Source organism: Acinetobacter sp. ANC_7682 (assembly GCF_056779795.1).
The window spans coordinates 1-16,692 of the sequence record NZ_JBWYIQ010000001.1 but is presented as its reverse complement, the minus strand read 5'-3'; the positions used below and the strand labels follow the sequence as shown (position 1 = coordinate 16,692).

18 protein-coding genes are annotated in these 16,692 nt (G+C 38.9%); 8 read left to right on the top strand and 10 right to left on the bottom strand.

Annotation, left to right across the window (positions count from 1 at the left end; translation table 11 throughout):
- Positions 1 to 275 precede the first annotated feature (275 nt).
- Positions 276 to 803, top strand: a complete 528-nt coding sequence (locus tag AC1M9D_RS00090) for a nuclear transport factor 2 family protein (RefSeq protein WP_481611240.1) — start codon at positions 276 to 278, stop codon at positions 801 to 803.
- Positions 804 to 863: 60 nt separating this feature from the next.
- On the opposite strand, the gene AC1M9D_RS00085 is transcribed toward AC1M9D_RS00090, so the two are convergent.
- Both AC1M9D_RS00085 and tkt read right to left on the bottom strand, forming a co-directional pair.
- Positions 864 to 1,079, bottom strand: a complete 216-nt coding sequence (locus tag AC1M9D_RS00085) for a hypothetical protein (RefSeq protein WP_035263790.1) — start codon at positions 1,077 to 1,079, stop codon at positions 864 to 866.
- A gap of 114 nt (positions 1,080 to 1,193) precedes the next feature.
- Positions 1,194 to 3,182 (bottom strand): transketolase, encoded by a 1,989-nt coding sequence (tkt, locus tag AC1M9D_RS00080; protein ID WP_481611239.1) that lies wholly within the window; start codon positions 3,180 to 3,182, stop codon positions 1,194 to 1,196.
- A gap of 443 nt (positions 3,183 to 3,625) precedes the next feature.
- On the opposite strand from tkt, the gene metK reads away from it, so the two are divergent.
- Complete coding sequence (metK, locus tag AC1M9D_RS00075; RefSeq protein ID WP_035263794.1) at positions 3,626 to 4,792, top strand: methionine adenosyltransferase; 1,167 nt, start codon at positions 3,626 to 3,628, stop codon at positions 4,790 to 4,792.
- A 45-nt stretch (positions 4,793 to 4,837) separates the two neighbouring features.
- Here metK and AC1M9D_RS00070 read toward each other — a convergent pair whose 3' ends face one another.
- Positions 4,838 to 5,080, bottom strand: a complete 243-nt coding sequence (locus tag AC1M9D_RS00070) for a hypothetical protein (RefSeq protein WP_035263796.1) — start codon at positions 5,078 to 5,080, stop codon at positions 4,838 to 4,840.
- Positions 5,081 to 5,387: 307 nt separating this feature from the next.
- Between AC1M9D_RS00070 and AC1M9D_RS00065 the strand changes: the two genes are divergently transcribed.
- Positions 5,388 to 5,597 (top strand): hypothetical protein, encoded by a 210-nt coding sequence (locus AC1M9D_RS00065; RefSeq protein ID WP_035263798.1) that lies wholly within the window; start codon positions 5,388 to 5,390, stop codon positions 5,595 to 5,597.
- Here the strand turns inward: AC1M9D_RS00065 and AC1M9D_RS00060 are convergent.
- Positions 5,541 to 6,182, bottom strand: a complete 642-nt coding sequence (locus AC1M9D_RS00060; protein ID WP_481611238.1) for a LysE family transporter — start codon at positions 6,180 to 6,182, stop codon at positions 5,541 to 5,543. The two genes, AC1M9D_RS00065 and AC1M9D_RS00060, sit on opposite strands and share 57 nt — an antisense overlap.
- 107 nt (positions 6,183 to 6,289) lie before the next feature.
- Positions 6,290 to 6,874: an FxsA family protein gene (locus AC1M9D_RS00055; protein WP_481611237.1), complete on the bottom strand. Its 585-nt coding sequence runs from the start codon at positions 6,872 to 6,874 to the stop codon at positions 6,290 to 6,292.
- Positions 6,875 to 6,996: 122 nt separating this feature from the next.
- Between AC1M9D_RS00055 and ruvC the strand changes: the two genes are divergently transcribed.
- Complete coding sequence (gene ruvC / locus AC1M9D_RS00050) at positions 6,997 to 7,542, top strand: crossover junction endodeoxyribonuclease RuvC (RefSeq protein ID WP_481611236.1); 546 nt, start codon at positions 6,997 to 6,999, stop codon at positions 7,540 to 7,542.
- A 23-nt stretch (positions 7,543 to 7,565) separates the two neighbouring features.
- Here the strand turns inward: ruvC and AC1M9D_RS00045 are convergent, their stop codons facing one another.
- Positions 7,566 to 7,844, bottom strand: coding sequence for an acylphosphatase (locus tag AC1M9D_RS00045; protein WP_481611235.1), 279 nt, complete (start codon positions 7,842 to 7,844; stop codon positions 7,566 to 7,568).
- Between the two features lie 15 nt (positions 7,845 to 7,859).
- On the bottom strand, positions 7,860 to 9,371 hold the full coding sequence (locus tag AC1M9D_RS00040) for an NAD(P)H-hydrate dehydratase (RefSeq protein WP_481611234.1): 1,512 nt from the start codon (positions 9,369 to 9,371) through the stop codon (positions 7,860 to 7,862).
- A 20-nt stretch (positions 9,372 to 9,391) separates the two neighbouring features.
- Here AC1M9D_RS00040 and queG point away from each other — a divergent pair, with 20 nt between their 5' ends.
- Positions 9,392 to 10,495, top strand: a complete 1,104-nt coding sequence (queG, locus tag AC1M9D_RS00035; RefSeq protein ID WP_481589909.1) for a tRNA epoxyqueuosine(34) reductase QueG — start codon at positions 9,392 to 9,394, stop codon at positions 10,493 to 10,495.
- Positions 10,496 to 10,785: 290 nt separating this feature from the next.
- Positions 10,786 to 11,775 carry a biotin synthase BioB gene (bioB, locus tag AC1M9D_RS00030; RefSeq protein WP_481611233.1) on the top strand — a complete coding sequence of 330 codons (990 nt, stop codon included), beginning with the start codon at positions 10,786 to 10,788 and terminating at the stop codon, positions 11,773 to 11,775.
- A gap of 46 nt (positions 11,776 to 11,821) precedes the next feature.
- On the opposite strand, the gene AC1M9D_RS00025 is transcribed toward bioB, so the two are convergent.
- Positions 11,822 to 12,031 (bottom strand): hypothetical protein, encoded by a 210-nt coding sequence (locus AC1M9D_RS00025; protein WP_092766405.1) that lies wholly within the window; start codon positions 12,029 to 12,031, stop codon positions 11,822 to 11,824.
- Positions 12,032 to 12,227: 196 nt separating this feature from the next.
- On the opposite strand from AC1M9D_RS00025, the gene AC1M9D_RS00020 reads away from it, so the two are divergent.
- Positions 12,228 to 13,547, top strand: a complete 1,320-nt coding sequence (locus tag AC1M9D_RS00020) for an acyl-CoA dehydrogenase family protein (protein WP_481611232.1) — start codon at positions 12,228 to 12,230, stop codon at positions 13,545 to 13,547.
- A gap of 147 nt (positions 13,548 to 13,694) precedes the next feature.
- Here the strand turns inward: AC1M9D_RS00020 and AC1M9D_RS00015 are convergent, their stop codons facing one another.
- A complete protein-coding gene (locus AC1M9D_RS00015) occupies positions 13,695 to 14,957 on the bottom strand; it encodes an acyl-CoA dehydrogenase family protein (protein ID WP_481611231.1) in 1,263 nt (420 codons plus the stop codon).
- Positions 14,958 to 14,970: 13 nt separating this feature from the next.
- Positions 14,971 to 16,221 carry an SfnB family sulfur acquisition oxidoreductase gene (locus AC1M9D_RS00010; RefSeq protein ID WP_481588244.1) on the bottom strand — a complete coding sequence of 417 codons (1,251 nt, stop codon included), beginning with the start codon at positions 16,219 to 16,221 and terminating at the stop codon, positions 14,971 to 14,973.
- 295 nt (positions 16,222 to 16,516) lie between these two features.
- Between AC1M9D_RS00010 and AC1M9D_RS00005 the strand changes: the two genes are divergently transcribed.
- Positions 16,517 to 16,692 (top strand): transposase (locus tag AC1M9D_RS00005; RefSeq protein ID WP_481611303.1); only part of this gene is annotated, 176 nt, incomplete at its 3' end.

Sequence of the window (16,692 nt, the reverse complement as noted above, 5' to 3'; positions counted from 1 at the left end):
AGCATTCTGAAATTCTTGCATCAGTACAGATAGAACAGTTTGTTGCAAGATTAGAACGCACCTTAAGAAGGTGTCACTTTTATCAAATCAATTTGATCAGATTATGACTATCACTTGTGTATAGATCATGTTTTTCATCTTTAAGCTTTCTACTAATAAGCAGTTAACATCAACACATATCTTAAATATGAGATTAAATTAAACATTTATACAATATACCAATATTTTGTCTCATTTATAATACTAAAATTACCACTTTGAACTGGAGAATAATGATGAGTGAACAACAACAAGCGATTGATAAAGCGCTTAAAACTAAAGCACCTAAAGATGTCGTATTGGCTTTTTTATATAATACTGATAAATCAAGAGTAGCGATTGCTTCAGAAAAGTTAGTGGCTGAAGATGCCATTTATACTTCGCTAAATTTCAACAATCCTGAACTTAAACAAATTGAACCTTGGGCTGGTACTTCTACAGGTCGTGATGTCTATATATATACTTTTTCTAATGTCGGAACTTATTGGACGATCGATGATTTTCAAATCACAGATATTTTAGCTGAAAATGAAACAGTGGCTGTATTCGGTCAATTTACTTATACATCTGTTCACGCTAAGCGCACTTTTACTTCACCTTTTTCAATTAAAGCAATAGTTAAAGATGGCTTAATCACGTATTTCCAGTTTATGGAAGATACTTACGCTTCAGCTGCATCTTTCAGAGTAAGTGGTGAATGGACAATTCAACAAAATGCTGATCCAAAATTAAATTTTACCGTGTCAGAAACTACGGCTAATTAACTGTAAAATAATAAAAATAGGATAATAAAAAAGCCTCATAAGAGGCTTTTTTTATGACTGTTAAAGCTTTTCAATCAGAATACGATCAATCTGTTTTAATCCTGAAGTTTTTTCACGATTTTTTCGACGTACTTTAATGATTTTCTCTTCAGCCATATCTTGTAGCAATAATTCTACTGCTACCATCGCTTCAAGTGGTAAGTCTTCACCAATCCACTTTTGCTCACCCGCATCCATTAAAGTAATTTCATCACTAATTTGCTCGTACAAACTCATTGCGCTACTCACTTCTAATCTGAAATTTAGGGAATGAATGTATCTATATAGATACATAAAAATAAAAAGACGCCCCACAGTTGGGACGCCTTTTAAAACACTTAATTCTAAGAATTAAGCAGTAATTTCTTTCACTGCTGCGACAACTGCTTCAGTCGTAATACCGAAGTGTTGGAACAAATCTTTCGCTGGTGCAGATTCACCATACGTAGTCATACCGATTACACGACCATCTAGACCTACAAATTTCCACCAGTAATCTACATGTGCCGCTTCTACAGCAACACGTGCACGAATGTTAGATGGAAGAACTGCCTCACGGTAAGCAGCATCTTGCTTCACAAATTCTTCAGCACATGGCATAGACACAACACGCACACCTTCAAGCTGTGCATAAGCTTCCATTGCCAATGCAACTTCTGAACCTGTTGCAATGATGATCGCTTTCAATTCGCCTTTTTCTTCAGCCAATACATAACCACCTTTCGCAACATCAGCAATTTGTGCCTCTGTGCGTGTTTGGAATGCTAAGTTTTGACGAGAGAAGATCAACGCAGTTGGACCTTCAGAACGTGTTAACGCAGATTTCCAAGAAATTGCTGCTTCAACTGTGTCACATGGGCGCCATGTGTTGAGGTTTGGTGTACCACGTAAAGATGCGATTTGTTCAATTGGTTGGTGTGTTGGACCATCTTCACCCAAACCAATAGAATCGTGTGTGTAAACATGAATCACACGTTGTTTCATCAATGCAGACATACGTACTGCGTTACGTGCATATTCCATAAACATGAGGAATGTTGCTACGTAAGGAATGAAACCACCGTGAAGTGCAACACCGTTTGCGATTGCAGTCATACCGAACTCTCGTACACCATAGTGTACGTAGTTACCTGCAGCATTGTCTTGAACGCCTTGTGCGCCTTTCCAAAGTGTTAAGTTAGAACCTGCTAAGTCAGCAGAACCACCTAAGATTTCAGACAGCATTGGGGCAAATGCTTGGATTGCATTTTGGCTTGCTTTACGTGTTGCGATGGTTTCAGCTTTTGCGTTTACTTCAACAATATACGCATCCGCTTTTGCAACGAAGTCAGCAGGTAATTCACCGCTTAAACGACGTTTAAGATCAGCCGCTTCAGTAGGATATTTTGCTTCATATTGTGCAAATACTTCGTTCCAAGCTGCTTCTGCTTGTTGACCTTTTTCTTTCGCGTCCCATGCAGCATAAACGTCAGCAGGAATTTCGAATGGTCCTTCAGTCCAACCCAACGCTTCACGTGTTAATGCGATTTCGTCGTTACCCAGTGGTGCACCATGGCAATCTTCTTTACCTTGTTTGTTTGGTGAACCTAAACCAATAATCGTTTTACAGATAATGATTGTTGGTTTCTTCGTTTCAGCTTTAGCTTCTAAAGTTGCCGCACGTAATGCATCTGCATCGTGACCATCAACTTTCAATACTTGCCAGCCATAAGCTAAGAAGCGTTGTTCTGTGTCATCAGAGAACCAACCTTCTACTTCACCATCAATTGAAATACCATTGTCGTCATAGTAAGCAATTAATTTACCTAGACCCAAAGTACCTGCCAATGAACATGCTTCATGAGAAACACCTTCCATTAAACAGCCGTCACCTAAGAAACAGTAAGTGAAATGATCAACGACTTTAATGTCTTCTTTGTTGAATTGCGCTGCTAAGGTTTTTTCAGCCAAAGCAAAACCGACAGCATTCGCGATACCCTGCCCTAATGGACCAGTAGTTGTTTCGATACCAGGTGCATAACCTAATTCTGGGTGACCCGGTGTTTTAGAATGCAATTGACGGAATGCTTTTAAATCTTCAATTGAAAGATCATAGCCAGTCAAATGTAATAATGCATATTGAAGCATTGAGCCATGACCATTTGATAATACAAAACGGTCGCGGTTAGCCCACTGAGGGTTTGTCGGATTGTGATTTAAGAATTCACGCCATACAACATCAGCAATATCAGCCATCCCCATTGGTGCACCTGGATGTCCAGAATTTGCTTTTTGCACAGCATCCATTGCAAGTACACGAATTGCGTTAGCAATGCGACGTTCATTCAGCGGGGTTGTCATAGATCAGTGTCCGATAAATTAAAGATGGGAAATGAATAAAATTCAAAAACTGGGTGTATTGTCTTAAAAAAATCAAACAGCGTAAAGCCCAGAAACGTATATTTCAGCCCTAAAGCGAAAAAATTCATACAATGCGAGTCGGTTTTACCAATATTCAATTCAATCCAATATTTTTTAGTCGCTTGGCCTTTTTTTAAAGTACTGATGTTGAATCATATATTCATATTCTTTCGTACCCACTTAAGCTGTTTTTTATTTCAGCTCAGTCTTAAAAAGAATAAGTCTTATACAAAAGTTTTCACTTATCAATTTAACAGATGATGATATCAATTAAAAAAACACAAAAATGACATAAATTCATGCTTTTTAGTCAGGTTAAGCTAGTCCTTAACGTTAAGTCGATGTACCATATTGCGTCTTTAGAAATAACTGTGATAGGACTTATGCGCGAGTACGCTGTATTTACTTCAGAATCTGTAAGCGAAGGCCATCCAGATAAAATGGCTGACCAAATCAGTGATGCTATTTTGGATGCAATCTTAAAAGAAGACCCATATGCACGGGTTGCTTGTGAAACGCTTGTAAAAACAGGTGCTGTTGTTCTTGCAGGTGAAATCACAACAACTGCAAATGTAGACTTTGAAGCAATTGTACGCCAAACCGTAAATGGCATTGGATACCATCATTCTGATTTAGGTTTCGATGGTTCGACTTGTGCTGTCATCAACATGATTGGCAAACAATCTCCTGAAATTGCTCAAGGTGTAGATCGTCAAAAACCTGAAGATCAAGGTGCTGGCGATCAGGGTTTAATGTTTGGCTACGCGAGTCGCGAAACAGATGTTTTAATGCCTGCTCCTATTTCGTATGCGCACCGTCTTATGGAAAAACAAGCAGAACTTCGTCGTAACGGAAGTCTGCCATGGTTACGTCCAGATGCGAAAAGCCAAGTGACTTTTGCATACGAAAATGGCGTACCTGTTCGTTTAGATGCGGTCGTATTATCGACTCAACACGATCCTGAGATTTCACAGACCGATTTAAAAGAAGCTGTCATTGAAGAAATCGTGAAAAAAGTGATTCCAGCAGATATGTTCCATGCGGATACCAAATTCCATATCAACCCTACTGGTATGTTTGTGATTGGTGGTCCAGTCGGTGACTGTGGTTTAACAGGTCGTAAAATCATTGTAGATACATATGGTGGTATGGCTCGTCACGGTGGTGGTGCTTTCTCTGGTAAAGATCCATCTAAAGTAGACCGCTCTGCTGCTTATGCTGGTCGATATGTTGCAAAAAATATTGTTGCCGCTGGTTTAGCCGATAAATGTGAAATTCAAGTGTCTTATGCGATTGGTGTTGCTGAACCAACATCTATCTCAATCAATACATTCAATACTGCTAAGGTTTCTGAAGAATTGATTATTGCATTGGTACGAGAGCATTTCGATTTACGTCCATATGGTATTACACGTATGTTGAATCTCATTCAACCGATGTATAAGCAAACTGCTGCATATGGTCACTTTGGTCGTGAAGGTTCTGATACTGCATTCACTTGGGAAAAGACAGACAAGGTTGAAGCGCTTAAAGCATCAGCTGGTTTGTAATTTCCAAATAAAAAAGCCCACATTGATGTGGGCTTTTTTATAGATTCAATTTGCTTTATCACTTTGATGAAGCGTGTCCAAAAACGACTGCTTCACAGGGACATTTTGGTTATCTTGTAAATATAAATGGGCCACTTTAAACACAATGGCTGCGGCTAAACACGCAATGATACAAAATATCCAAAAACCATAAGGTGTTCTGATATTTTGTGATCCGCATTCAGAACACACTTTGTCTGTCGAAGCAACCACCTTGTCGCAACACGCACAATGATACTGATACAGCATACTCATCCTCCCGATTTGACTGTCTTTTTATTTTTATCTACATCACCTTAGAGGCTAATATTTATACTATATAAGCCTTCACCAATAATCAACCTCATGATGTAGCTATAAAACAGCAACCATCTATGTCTTCATTCAATATCTTGTATTATCAGATATCTATATGAATTTTTTTTGACAACCTGCTCTATCATTCTTTTTTCTTCTAGAGATTATCCATATTTTATTCACGCGCTCGCCCATCATATCCGCATGGAAATCATAAATTGAAGTAAAATAAACGTAGTGAAAAAATGATGATATGACGATGGTTCAATTAATTAAGAAAGGCGGCTTGAGAGAAAGAGCAAACAGAAGTCGCTCTTATCAAGGTTCTGAAAATACTGAAGCAACTTTGCGACCAAGACGTTATCAGCAAGACACGCTCGTTCTGACTCAAACAGAAGAGTTAGATCAGGATTCAGTTAAGCAAAATAAGCGCATCTATCCACAACCAGACTGCAAAGATCAAAAATAGACCACCCGATGCCATATCTATGTAATGCCCTGAACGCTGGTAGAGCTGTTTAATTTTAGGTCGTGCTAAAACGACCATCAAAAACGTAAAGGTTAAAAACGTTTGAATCGGAATAATGACTGCCAGTTGTATTTTCAACATCTCTGGTGCTGAAGCGGTTAAGGCAAGTGAAAATACACTACTAAAATAAATCAGTGTTTTAGGATTGGATAGGTTTGTAAACAACCCCATCAAAAAGTATTTTTCAGCTTTTAGAGGTGACTGATTTTCATCAATTGCATAAAGTTTGAAAGACTTATAAGTTTTCCAACCACCCTTTAGCATCGCCCAGCCCATTTTTGCCAAAAATAAACCACCGACTAACATTAAGACTTGTTGAATCCATGGGAATTGGGCAATCAAAAGTGCAAAACCTGATAAAGTTAAAATCACCCAAAATAAAATTCCAATAGAAATACCTAAAATAACTTTCAACGTGTTTGCGATTGTGGTTGACGCTGCGCATTTGGCAATCAACAAAATATCAGGTCCAGGACTCAATTGAGCAACAAGATGTAGGACACAGATGGTAAGTAATAGAGACATAAATCAAAAATTAATAAAAATTGTTTGAATTATACTGTTTTTTAGGAAAATCGAGATACAAAAATAAAAAAACCAGACATTAGGTCTGATTTTTGAACATGCGCAATTTACTTTTGATTAACGTCTTTCATTTCAATTTTCTTTGCTTCAGGTGTAATTTCTCTCGCTTCACCATCAATAATAGTAGTGTCATTTGAACCACGACCATGCTGCTGATTCTGCATTTCTTGCATTTGGCGCATTAAATCTGCAAATGGATTCTGACCATTTGCTTGACCACCCATGCCGCCCATATCTCCCATCATACCACCCATCATTTTTTCCATCATGGCTTGCTGACGCTTCATCATGGTTTTCATCATCACCGCTTTAAATGCTGTTTGAACAGGTGGAATTAGAATAAGTAAGGCGAATAGATCGGAAATTAACCCCGGAATCAAAAGGAAAATACCCGCAATAATTTTAGGTAAGTTATTGGTCAAATTCGGATCAGCACTCATATGACCTTGTTGCATTTGCTGCATCTGTGGCATTAAACCTGATGCATGAGAACGAACCATATTTAAACCAATAAAGAATGCAGCAATAAACCAGAAGAATACATACCACATACTTCCGACTAGATCACCCACACCGACCCATACGAAGATTTCAAGGACTATACCGATTAAAACAATAAGAGCTAATTTCATGAAATGTAATCTAATCTCAAAAATTTAAATATAGGGTCGTAATCATCTGCTCAATCTGTATCAAGCTTTTTTCATACGCTTATGTAACAATATGGGCATTATTTTATTTTTAAAGTCATGGAATGTCATTAATTATCGGAATTGATCCTGGTTCACGTCTAACAGGTTACGGTATTATTCAAAAAGAGGGGCAAAAACTCACTTTTGTTGATGCTGGAACAATTCGCACTGAAACACCTGACATGCCTGAACGTTTAAAACGAATTTTTTCAGGCATTGAAAGAATCGTTAAATTTCATGGTCCTACTGAAGCTGCTGTTGAACAGGTTTTTATGGCGGTCAATCCTGACTCTGCCTTAAAACTTGGTCAAGCACGCGGTGCAGCTATAGCGGCATTGGTCAATTTAGATCTACAAGTGGCTGAATATACTGCGCGTCAAATTAAACAATCTGTTGTTGGCTATGGCGCTGCTGATAAAGAACAGGTTCAAATGATGGTCATGCGCATACTTAATTTAAATATTCAACCACAAGCCGATGCTGCAGATGCACTTGCCGCAGCAATTTGCCATGCACATGCCTCTGGCAGTATGAGTAAATTGGCCGTCTTAAATGCTTTAGGTGGAATGGCACGTGGACGAAGCCGCAGCAGTAGTCGTCGACGTTAAAAGTCTCTCGACACTCAATGCACTTATTGGCGAATTTTAAAGCTATCGAAATCACGCTCTTTGATGTCAATTAAGTCTTCATAGAAGATTTGCTTAACTTTACTATTATGAGGCCCTGCCATGGCCAGTTTGATCATGTCATTGACATCTTGATATGTACCAACAATGACAGCTTCCACATCCCCATTATCCATATTTTTAACGTAACCAGTTAAATGCAACTTTAAGGCTTGTTCCATAAACCAGCGACGAAATCCGCCCCCTTGAACAAGACCTTGTATCGTTAATTTTAAATATCGCATATCTATCCCTGAATTTTATTTTAGATTTACTATTTGATAAATCGCTTGAGCCATATTCTGAGCTAACAAACCACGTTCACCCTGTTGAGCCAATACATCACCTGCCACGGCATGTAAGTTAACAATTTCATGAAGCTGGATGGAATTAGACAATTGTCCTTTAAGACTAGCAATCATTCCTGCAAGAATATCCCCCATTCCACCTGTACCCATTCCTGGATTACCCTGGGTGCAAATCCAAATGGTTTGCTGCGTGTCAATTGTTAAACTTCCTGCACCTTTTAATACCCATTCACCAGCATAAAGTGTTTGTAATCGTTTAATTGCTTTGATGCGGTCATGCTCAACTTCCGCCACGCTAGAGTGTAAAAGTTTTGCAGCCTCACCAGGATGTGGCGTTACGTAAGTTCTCTCATTGAGTCGAATGGGCTTTTCAGATAAGAACCACAATGCATCAGCATCGAGTACAGTCGGTTTGTTCGTAGAGGACAGAATACTCATCCATTGATCATATTGCTCAGCTGCCCAATCATCACGTCCCAACCCCATTCCAAAACAAATCGAATCGACTTGCTGTAGCAAATTTTTTCGTTGTGATGGATCGAAACGATTAATATCCTGCACCATTACATTGGGAGATCGTGACAAAATTGCTGAATGATGTTTAGCATCACACACGATCGTGACTTTACCCGCCCCAGCGGCAAATGCAGCTTCAGCCGCCATAATCACCGCACCTCCCATTTGTGCATGACCGCCAATCACGAGCACATGCCCATACGTTCCTTTATGTCCTGTAGAGTGTCGTCGCGGCAAAATTGTTTTGACTGGGCTTAATCGGGCCACAGGTTTTAAATCTGAGTCACATGGTAAAATGGGAATGAGTTTTAGATGTCCTATAAAATCCTGTGCACGCCCTACAAATTGCCCTACCTTATATGCGAGTGTGGTAAGCGTATGCTGAGCATGAATAGCCATTGGTAATGGTTGACCTGTATTTGCATCTAAACCGCTCGGCATATCAATCGCAATTTTGACGCCGTCTTGCTCATTAATATGATGGATAATTCTCTGCCAGTCTTCACTTAAAGTACGATTAATTCCAATTCCAAACAATGCATCAATATAGACATCATAACCCTTACAATGGTTCAGATCGGTGAACTGCTTAAGTGGTATGGATTGACTCATTTTATAAGCACTCTGCAAGGAGTCAGCCGAGTGATGATCGACTTGTGAAAAAGAAAAAATATCGATTTCTAGATTTTGGTTGAATGAACAATGTCGTGATAAAGAGTGCTGTGCTAAATAGTACGTAACAAGATAACCATCCCCTGCATTATTTCCTTTGCCGCAGCAGACTGCGATACGGATTTTCTTTTTTTCAATACCTTGAAGAATTGTGATGATTTCTTGTGCCATCATCCAAGCAACTTGCTGCATAAGACCAAAAGCACTATTTTGATCGTCAAACCAGCGCTGTTCCCAAGCTTGTATCTCACTGCTGTGATAAACTTGTTGATGCATTATCGTTCCTTTTTTTATTTATGACTCAATCTCTCTCATCTATACCAGCTCGTATTCCAACACAGCAATTTGATCCTCATGCGCTTAAAGCTTGGATTAAATCTCAAGCATTGGAACTGGGCTTCGCTGATTGTGTCATTGCCCGACCTGATGCTCAAGATGAATTACCTCGATTAAAAGCATATTTAGATCAAGGATTTCATGGTGACATGAAGTTCCTCGAAGAAAATTTGGAAAAACGTGCTAATCCAACACTGTTGGTTCCCCATACAAAAAGTATTATCTGCGTCAGAATGAATTATTTGGTTGAACGACCTCAACCTCGAACAGTACCTGATTTCCCTAATTCTGCCGTTATTGCGCGATATGCACGCGGACGGGATTACCATAAAACCATGCGCGGTAAATTAAAAACACTTTCAAACCTTATTCGTGAAAAAGTCGGTCCGTTTGAATCAAGACCTTTCGCCGATTCAGCCCCTATTTTTGAAAAATCACTCGCTGAATCTGCAGGTATGGGTTGGACAGGTAAACATACCCTGCTCATCCACAAAAAATCGGGTTCCTTTTTTGTACTCGGTGAACTGTTTAGTTCTCTTGAATTACCCTTTGACGAGCCTGCCAGTGCACATTGCGGCTCATGTACAGCATGTATTGATATTTGTCCAACGCAGGCGATTGTAGCGCCATATCAATTAGATGCCCGAAAATGTATTGCCTATCTGACCATTGAATACCAAGGGGTGATTCCTGAAGAACTACGCCGTGGCATAGGTAATCGCGTATTTGGATGTGATGATTGCCAGCTGATTTGTCCTTGGAATAGTTTCGCACAAACCACAACGGTTGCTGATTTCCATCCCCGTCATGGGCTGGATCGTCTTTCTTTAATAGAATTATGGCAATGGGACGAAGCAACATTCTTAGCCAACACAGAAGGCAGTCCACTGCGTAGAACAGGCTATGAAAGCTTTATGCGGAATATTGCGATTGGAATCGGGAATGCACCGTATCATCCAAACAATATTGAGCAATTGATACTAAAAAGAAATCAGTCTAGTGAGATTGTGCAAATCCATATTGACTGGGCAGTACAAGAACAACAATCAAAAAGAAATAATTAACTGTACTTTTACAAGATGCCTTGACAGCGCAAAAACACCGTTTTGAGCATGATCTGAAATTTTAAGCACACGTTAGCAACAAGTTCTCAGCATCAAGTTCCCAAAAAATAATTTTGTGGCGAAAAATGCATAAAAATAGTTAAGTTTGTAACTAAATCAACAATGATTAATTTCTATTGAGTTGGCGAATTTGATAATTTTTTTGAGTCATTATTGTCATATTTTACGATTTTGCTTTATTAAAATTACAGTATGATCAAATAAGTAGCTTTTTAATTGATGGATAAATTATGCAAGTACGCAATGATTGGACGCGTGAAGAAATACAAAAACTCTATGAACAACCCTTCATGGACTTAGTTTTCGAAGCACAACGCGTGCATCGTCAATACTTTGATGCAAATACCATTCAGGTCAGCACATTACTATCGATCAAAACGGGGAAATGCCCTGAAGATTGTAAATACTGTTCTCAATCTGCACGTTATGATTCCAAACTTGAAGCCGAAAAAAGAATTGCTGTTGAAAAAGTAATTAATGAAGCCAAAGAAGCTCTCGCTTCTGGATCATCTCGTTTTTGTATGGGTGCTGCATGGCGAAATCCTCATGAACGCGATATGCCTTATGTAATTGAAATGGTACGTGAGGTAAAGGCCCTAGGACTTGAAACTTGTATGACCTTAGGGATGCTCAATCAATCACAAGCGGAACGTTTAAAAGAAGCAGGTTTAGATTATTACAATCACAATTTAGATACCTCTCGTGAGTACTATCCAAATGTGATTACCACACGCACTTATGATGATCGTTTAAATACTTTAGACTTTGTACGCCAAGCAGGCATGAAAGTGTGTAGCGGTGGAATTGTTGGCTTAGGTGAAGATACTCAAGATCGTATTGGTCTATTACATGAACTTGCCACCTTAGCTATTCATCCAGAATCGGTACCAATCAACATGCTTGTACCGATCGAAGGCACACCCTTAGCAGATGTTGAAAAACTCGATGTGACTGAATGGATTCGCACGATTGCCGTAGCGCGCATTATCATGCCAAAAAGTTATATAAGACTTTCAGCGGGTCGTGAATCTCTTTCTGATTCTGATCAAGCTTTAGCGTTTATGGCAGGTGCTAACTCTTTGTTCTCAGGTGAAAAGCTTTTAACGACACCTAATGCTGGTGAAGGCAAAGATAAGCAGTTATTCGATAAGTTAGGTCTAAAAGCAGAAAAAGCGAAGCCGACTGTATCAGAGCTGACTATAGATGCAATGGCAAGTTAATTTCAAAGCTTCGCTTAATTAAAAACCGAAGCTTTGCTTCGGTTTTTTATGATGTGATCAATATGCCATAACTGGCATTAAGATACTGTCCCGGCTTAATTTCATCTGTTCCATTGGCATGGTGTACCGTTATTTTTTGACTAAATGCATCAAACTCAAACCGATCATAACTATCTTGGTGGTGCATCAACCAATAAATCGTATCTATGACATGATCATCACAAATATAAGTATTCGATTTAAAATCTTTAATCATTTAATTTAAATCCTTTTTTCAATCACAATATTATTATATCTCAATTCATTTTATTGAATATCATTTTCTTTATTTAAGATAATATCTAAATTTCCTTTAATCCAATATATTATATTTACATATCACAATAAATCGATTTCCACACATTTTATAAGAGCTATTATTTTATTTTAATTTTGAATTAAGACTGATTATTATGAGTATTATTGATTTAAAACCTCAAACTGCATTGCAACACCGCCCCAGCGCACTGACCACACAAATTAATGCTGTATGGGGACAAGGACCTTCTTCACGTTATGAAAGCCTCGCCTCGTTATTCAGACCTACATTTGAAAAAATCAAAGCTTCGCGATCAGAACGCGAAAAAAAACGAATTTTAGCTTTTGAACAGATTCAATGGTTAAAAGACATCGGTTTTACGAAACTTCGCTTACCCAGTTCGCAAGGGGGATTTGATGCAACTATTCCAGAATTATTTAATCTATTAATCGAACTTGCCGAAGCTGATGCAAATTTACCTCAGGCACTTCGCGTACATTTTGGCTTTGTGGAAGATTTACTGCTCAGCCGCGACCCACAGTTTAAATCTATATGGCTTCCTAGAGTAGCTCAAGGTCAAATTATTGGAAGCGCATGGTCTGAAGGTGGAAATGAGTCCATTCATGAATTTAAAACGAGACTTTCCAAAGATGCTGAGGGACGCACGATATTGAATGGACAAAAATTTTATACCACAGGAAGCTTGTATGCAGACTGGATTGATGTGGGTATTACTGATTTGTATGGAGAATCAGCCAGCATTCTAATCCCTCGACATGCCGAAGGTGTTGAGATTGTGGATGACTGGAATGGTTTTGGTCAAATTCTTACAGCAAGTGGTACTACTAAGTTCAATCATGTTGTTGTGAATCAACAAGATGTCATCGGAGACCAACAGCGCTTTAAATATTCAGCAGCATTCTATCAACTGATTCAATTGGCAATTATTTCAGGACTTACAAGAGCAGCAAGCTATGAAGTATCAGCTGAAGTTTATAAACGTGAAAGAAATTATACACATGCCAATGCTTCCTACGTCCGTAATGATGCTCAAATCCTACAAGTGGTGGGTCAAATTCGTGGTGTCGCCTACACCACTGCAGCAATTATTGAAAAAAATGCACAGGCGATACAACGTGCTTTTGAAGCTGGGTTGAATGATAATGAACAACTCGAAGCAGATCAAAATGCCATAGCAGAATTAGAGGTTGCTCAATCTCAAACCATTATCACTACACTTGCATTAAATGCTTCGACCATCATTTTTGATGCTCTAGGAGCATCAGCCACTGATAAAAACTTAGCTTTAGATCGTTTCTGGCGAAATATTCGTACGCTCGCATCTCACAACCCAAGAATTTATAAAGATCGAATTGTCGGAGACTTTAGCGTAAATGGTGCATTACCCCCTTATCAATGGCGTATCGGTAAAGTTGATGAATCAGGGCTTCTGCAAACAGATAAGGCTTCTTAAGCTCGCTTTAAATCGTTAAGACACTATTCTTTAGTGTTTTTTAAAGTGATCTATCTAAATCGCTTAGGCTATTAGACTCTTATTTAAGAACCTAGTAAAAAGGTCCTTAACAGGACCTTCTTAGCAGCATCATCGAAATTACATCAATTAAGCCACTTGAGCTTTCAAGTGTTTCGCCAAAGGACTATTACCAATTTGCCATACAAATGGCAATTCAGTTTGATTCACGACAAAAGCCCCCACCACTTTCTCCTTATAAATAATCGGATTATGTGAGGATACGACTCTTGCATTACGCCAGAAACGATCTAACTGCTTCGATGAAGCGCTGGCTGAAGCACCCAAACTATTGAATAGTTTAGTTGTTAAATCAAGTACAAGATCTGAAATGACTACCTGCCCTTGAGCAGATTCTAGTTCCGCAATTTGGTTAATCTCATGATCTTTTTCAGATGAAGCATTAAAGTGACTTAAATATGCATCATCCAGTGCTGCAGCTGTTTTTAAAGTAATGGCTTGACTGGCAAATGCTTGGGAAGATGCCTTACCAATCACTTGTAGAATCTGAGCATCATCACGGACAAGATCAGCATTCCCGTGGCTAAAGATTCGAGTACGCTTACGCACTTCCTCACTAAAGGTCTCCACCGCAGAAAATGCGATGCCGGTCAGTGTTGCTAGATGTACAACTTGATAAAAAGCTGTTTGATATTTAAAACGCTGATCAAACGGGTAAATATGATCTCGTTCAATCGACACTTGGTTGATTTTTAGCGTCCCGCTTCCAGTGGTTTTTTGACCAAATCCATCCCAATCATCATGTACTTTAATTCCATTAGCTTTAGTTGAGACCGCTGCAATCACATGCTGATCAGTGGTCTCATCATAGGCAAAAAGATCAATCCAATCGGCAAAAATAGTACCTGTAGAATAGAACTTTTCTCCTGAAACTTCATATTCGCCTTGTTGATTTTGTTTCACTCGGGTAATGACGTCGCCTATCTCAACATTACCGACTTCTGTCCAAGCGTTTCCTGCGATTTCACCATTTACAAATCGCTTAAACCAAAACGCTTGTGATTGATCTTTATGGGCCACTAAACGGTCTTCGACAAATGCAAAATGTCCACGTAAAGCTTGCACAATATTTGAATCCGCTGTCGCCAACTCGATTAAGATTTGGAAAAGTTGCTGTTGGGTAAAACCTGTACCACCATATTTTTTTGGTACACGTAATGCACCAAAACCTACATCGTTTAACCATTTAATTTGTTCATGAGGCAAATCACGATCGGTTTCTCGTTGAACGGCCCCTTCTGCAATCCGCTTAAAAATCGGTCGAAACTTTGCTGCAACCTCTTCATAGTTGGCACCAAGTGAAAGTTCTTCATTCTGATTTAATATAGTCATAATAAATTTCTCCTTAGCTCCATGGATGACGTGGTGGTGGGACATCATTTAGAAAATAATTTCCTACAATGTTGTATTTCCAACGCACGGGATCATGCAAAGTGTGTGTTCTGGCATTGCGCCAATAACGATCTAAATTTAATTCTGATAAGGTCGAACGCGTGCCAGAAAGCTCAAATAATTTATTCGCTGCTAAAATCGCAATGTCAGTCGTTAAGACTTTTGCTTCAGCCACGAGCAATGTTGCTTCATTAATATGATCTTCGGTCGGTTCAGCAAGTGCTAAATCAATCGCTAATCCTGCCAAATCCAGAACGGCTTCAGCAGCACGCAGCTTAATTTTCAATTCACCAATATTGGCAATGGTATATGGATCTGAACTTGCTTTATCTAAACCTGAATCAATCCATGGACGTGCAAAGTTACGAACGTAATGAATCGTTTCTTGAATCGCACCACGTGCAATCCCAGCATCTACAGCAGCTTGAATAAATTGAGAAATTGCTCCAGCTGCTGTCGGTCTTACAAAAGCTTGATAAATTGGAACGATATATTTTGCATCTACTTTAACGTTGTTTAATTCGACTGATCCACTGACCGTTGTACGCTGACCAAACCCACTCCAATCATTGGTAATTTTTACACCTTCTGTCCCTTGTGGCACGATTGCAGCAAATGGTTTTCCTTCAGCATCAATCGCAACAACTGGAATGCGGTGTGCCAGTAAAGCTCCAGTCGCAAAGAATTTTTGTCCATTCACAATCCCATTGCCAGAAGCATCAAATTCTATTTTTGTGGTGAGATCGGCAACCGTCTTAGACCCTTTTTCTGAGAAAGCATTCCCCAAACGCTCTCCACCCAGTACTGCTTTAAAAAAGAATTGTTTTTGTTCTTCGGTGGCATCTAAACGGATATGCTCTAGAAACACCCAATGATTTTGTGCGATTTGACCTAGTGATGGATCAGCGCTAGAAATGGTTTTAACAACTTCAGCGAGAGTCTTGTAGCTCGCTCCTGCACCGCCATATTGCTTTGGAATGTTAATTGCCCAAAGCCCTGATTGAGAGTACTTGTTAATTTCGCTCAAAGGTAAACGGCGTTCATGATCACGAATGGAGGCTTCCTTTGCAAAATCTTCAGCGAGCTGTTGTGCGATTTGAATCGCTTCTTGATCTGTCTTAATCACATGCGCTGGCTGATGAATTTGGTAGAATTCTTTTGAAATTTCAGCTTCATGCAATTTTATATCTATTTGTGCGGTCATTTTATTCTCTTCAAAAAAATTGAATAAAATTAAATTAGCACTAATTATTTTAATTTTTTATACGATTATTTTATTTACTAATCTGATTTCAAACATAATCAATTCATTTATTTTTTATTATGTATATTGCAGTTTTTCTCATTAAATAATAAGTATGATATTTCATATAATGAGAATATAAACATTTAATTATTTTATATTTTCATTATGACTAAACATATACGATTTAATGCTTTTGAAAGGCTTTGTTGCACAAACCTATCTGTAAAGGCTTTTTCAGCGATATAATTTTCAAATGAAGAAGCCTACACACAAAATCTACCTCACAACCAATTGGCCCGCATATAACCGAGCACTCATGAGTCGCGGAAATATTGCCCTTTGGTTTGATCCTGCTACGCAATGGTATGCTCCATCAAAAGGCAAACAAGGGCGAAATCAAACCTACTCCGACGCAGCTATCCAATGCTG

Excerpts from the sequence above, each read along its gene's own strand:
- metK (WP_035263794.1), top strand. The coding sequence starts at position 3,626 with ATGCGCGAGTACGCTGTATTTACTTCAGAATCTGTAAGCGAAGGCCAT.
- bioB (WP_481611233.1), top strand. The coding sequence starts at position 10,786 with ATGCAAGTACGCAATGATTGGACGCGTGAAGAAATACAAAAACTCTAT.
- AC1M9D_RS00015 (WP_481611231.1), bottom strand. The coding sequence starts at position 14,957 with ATGACTATATTAAATCAGAATGAAGAACTTTCACTTGGTGCCAACTAT.
- AC1M9D_RS00040 (WP_481611234.1), bottom strand. The coding sequence starts at position 9,371 with ATGCATCAACAAGTTTATCACAGCAGTGAGATACAAGCTTGGGAACAG.
- ruvC (WP_481611236.1), top strand. The coding sequence starts at position 6,997 with ATGTCATTAATTATCGGAATTGATCCTGGTTCACGTCTAACAGGTTAC.
- AC1M9D_RS00060 (WP_481611238.1), bottom strand. The coding sequence starts at position 6,182 with ATGTCTCTATTACTTACCATCTGTGTCCTACATCTTGTTGCTCAATTG.
- AC1M9D_RS00045 (WP_481611235.1), bottom strand. The coding sequence starts at position 7,844 with ATGCGATATTTAAAATTAACGATACAAGGTCTTGTTCAAGGGGGCGGA.
- AC1M9D_RS00090 (WP_481611240.1), top strand. The coding sequence starts at position 276 with ATGAGTGAACAACAACAAGCGATTGATAAAGCGCTTAAAACTAAAGCA.
- AC1M9D_RS00065 (WP_035263798.1), top strand. The coding sequence starts at position 5,388 with ATGGTTCAATTAATTAAGAAAGGCGGCTTGAGAGAAAGAGCAAACAGA.
- AC1M9D_RS00085 (WP_035263790.1), bottom strand. The coding sequence starts at position 1,079 with ATGAGTTTGTACGAGCAAATTAGTGATGAAATTACTTTAATGGATGCG.
- AC1M9D_RS00020 (WP_481611232.1), top strand. The coding sequence starts at position 12,228 with ATGAGTATTATTGATTTAAAACCTCAAACTGCATTGCAACACCGCCCC.
- AC1M9D_RS00055 (WP_481611237.1), bottom strand. The coding sequence starts at position 6,874 with ATGAAATTAGCTCTTATTGTTTTAATCGGTATAGTCCTTGAAATCTTC.
- AC1M9D_RS00025 (WP_092766405.1), bottom strand. The coding sequence starts at position 12,031 with ATGATTAAAGATTTTAAATCGAATACTTATATTTGTGATGATCATGTC.
- AC1M9D_RS00010 (WP_481588244.1), bottom strand. The coding sequence starts at position 16,221 with ATGACCGCACAAATAGATATAAAATTGCATGAAGCTGAAATTTCAAAA.
- AC1M9D_RS00070 (WP_035263796.1), bottom strand. The coding sequence starts at position 5,080 with ATGCTGTATCAGTATCATTGTGCGTGTTGCGACAAGGTGGTTGCTTCG.
- tkt (WP_481611239.1), bottom strand. The coding sequence starts at position 3,182 with ATGACAACCCCGCTGAATGAACGTCGCATTGCTAACGCAATTCGTGTA.
- queG (WP_481589909.1), top strand. The coding sequence starts at position 9,392 with ATGACTCAATCTCTCTCATCTATACCAGCTCGTATTCCAACACAGCAA.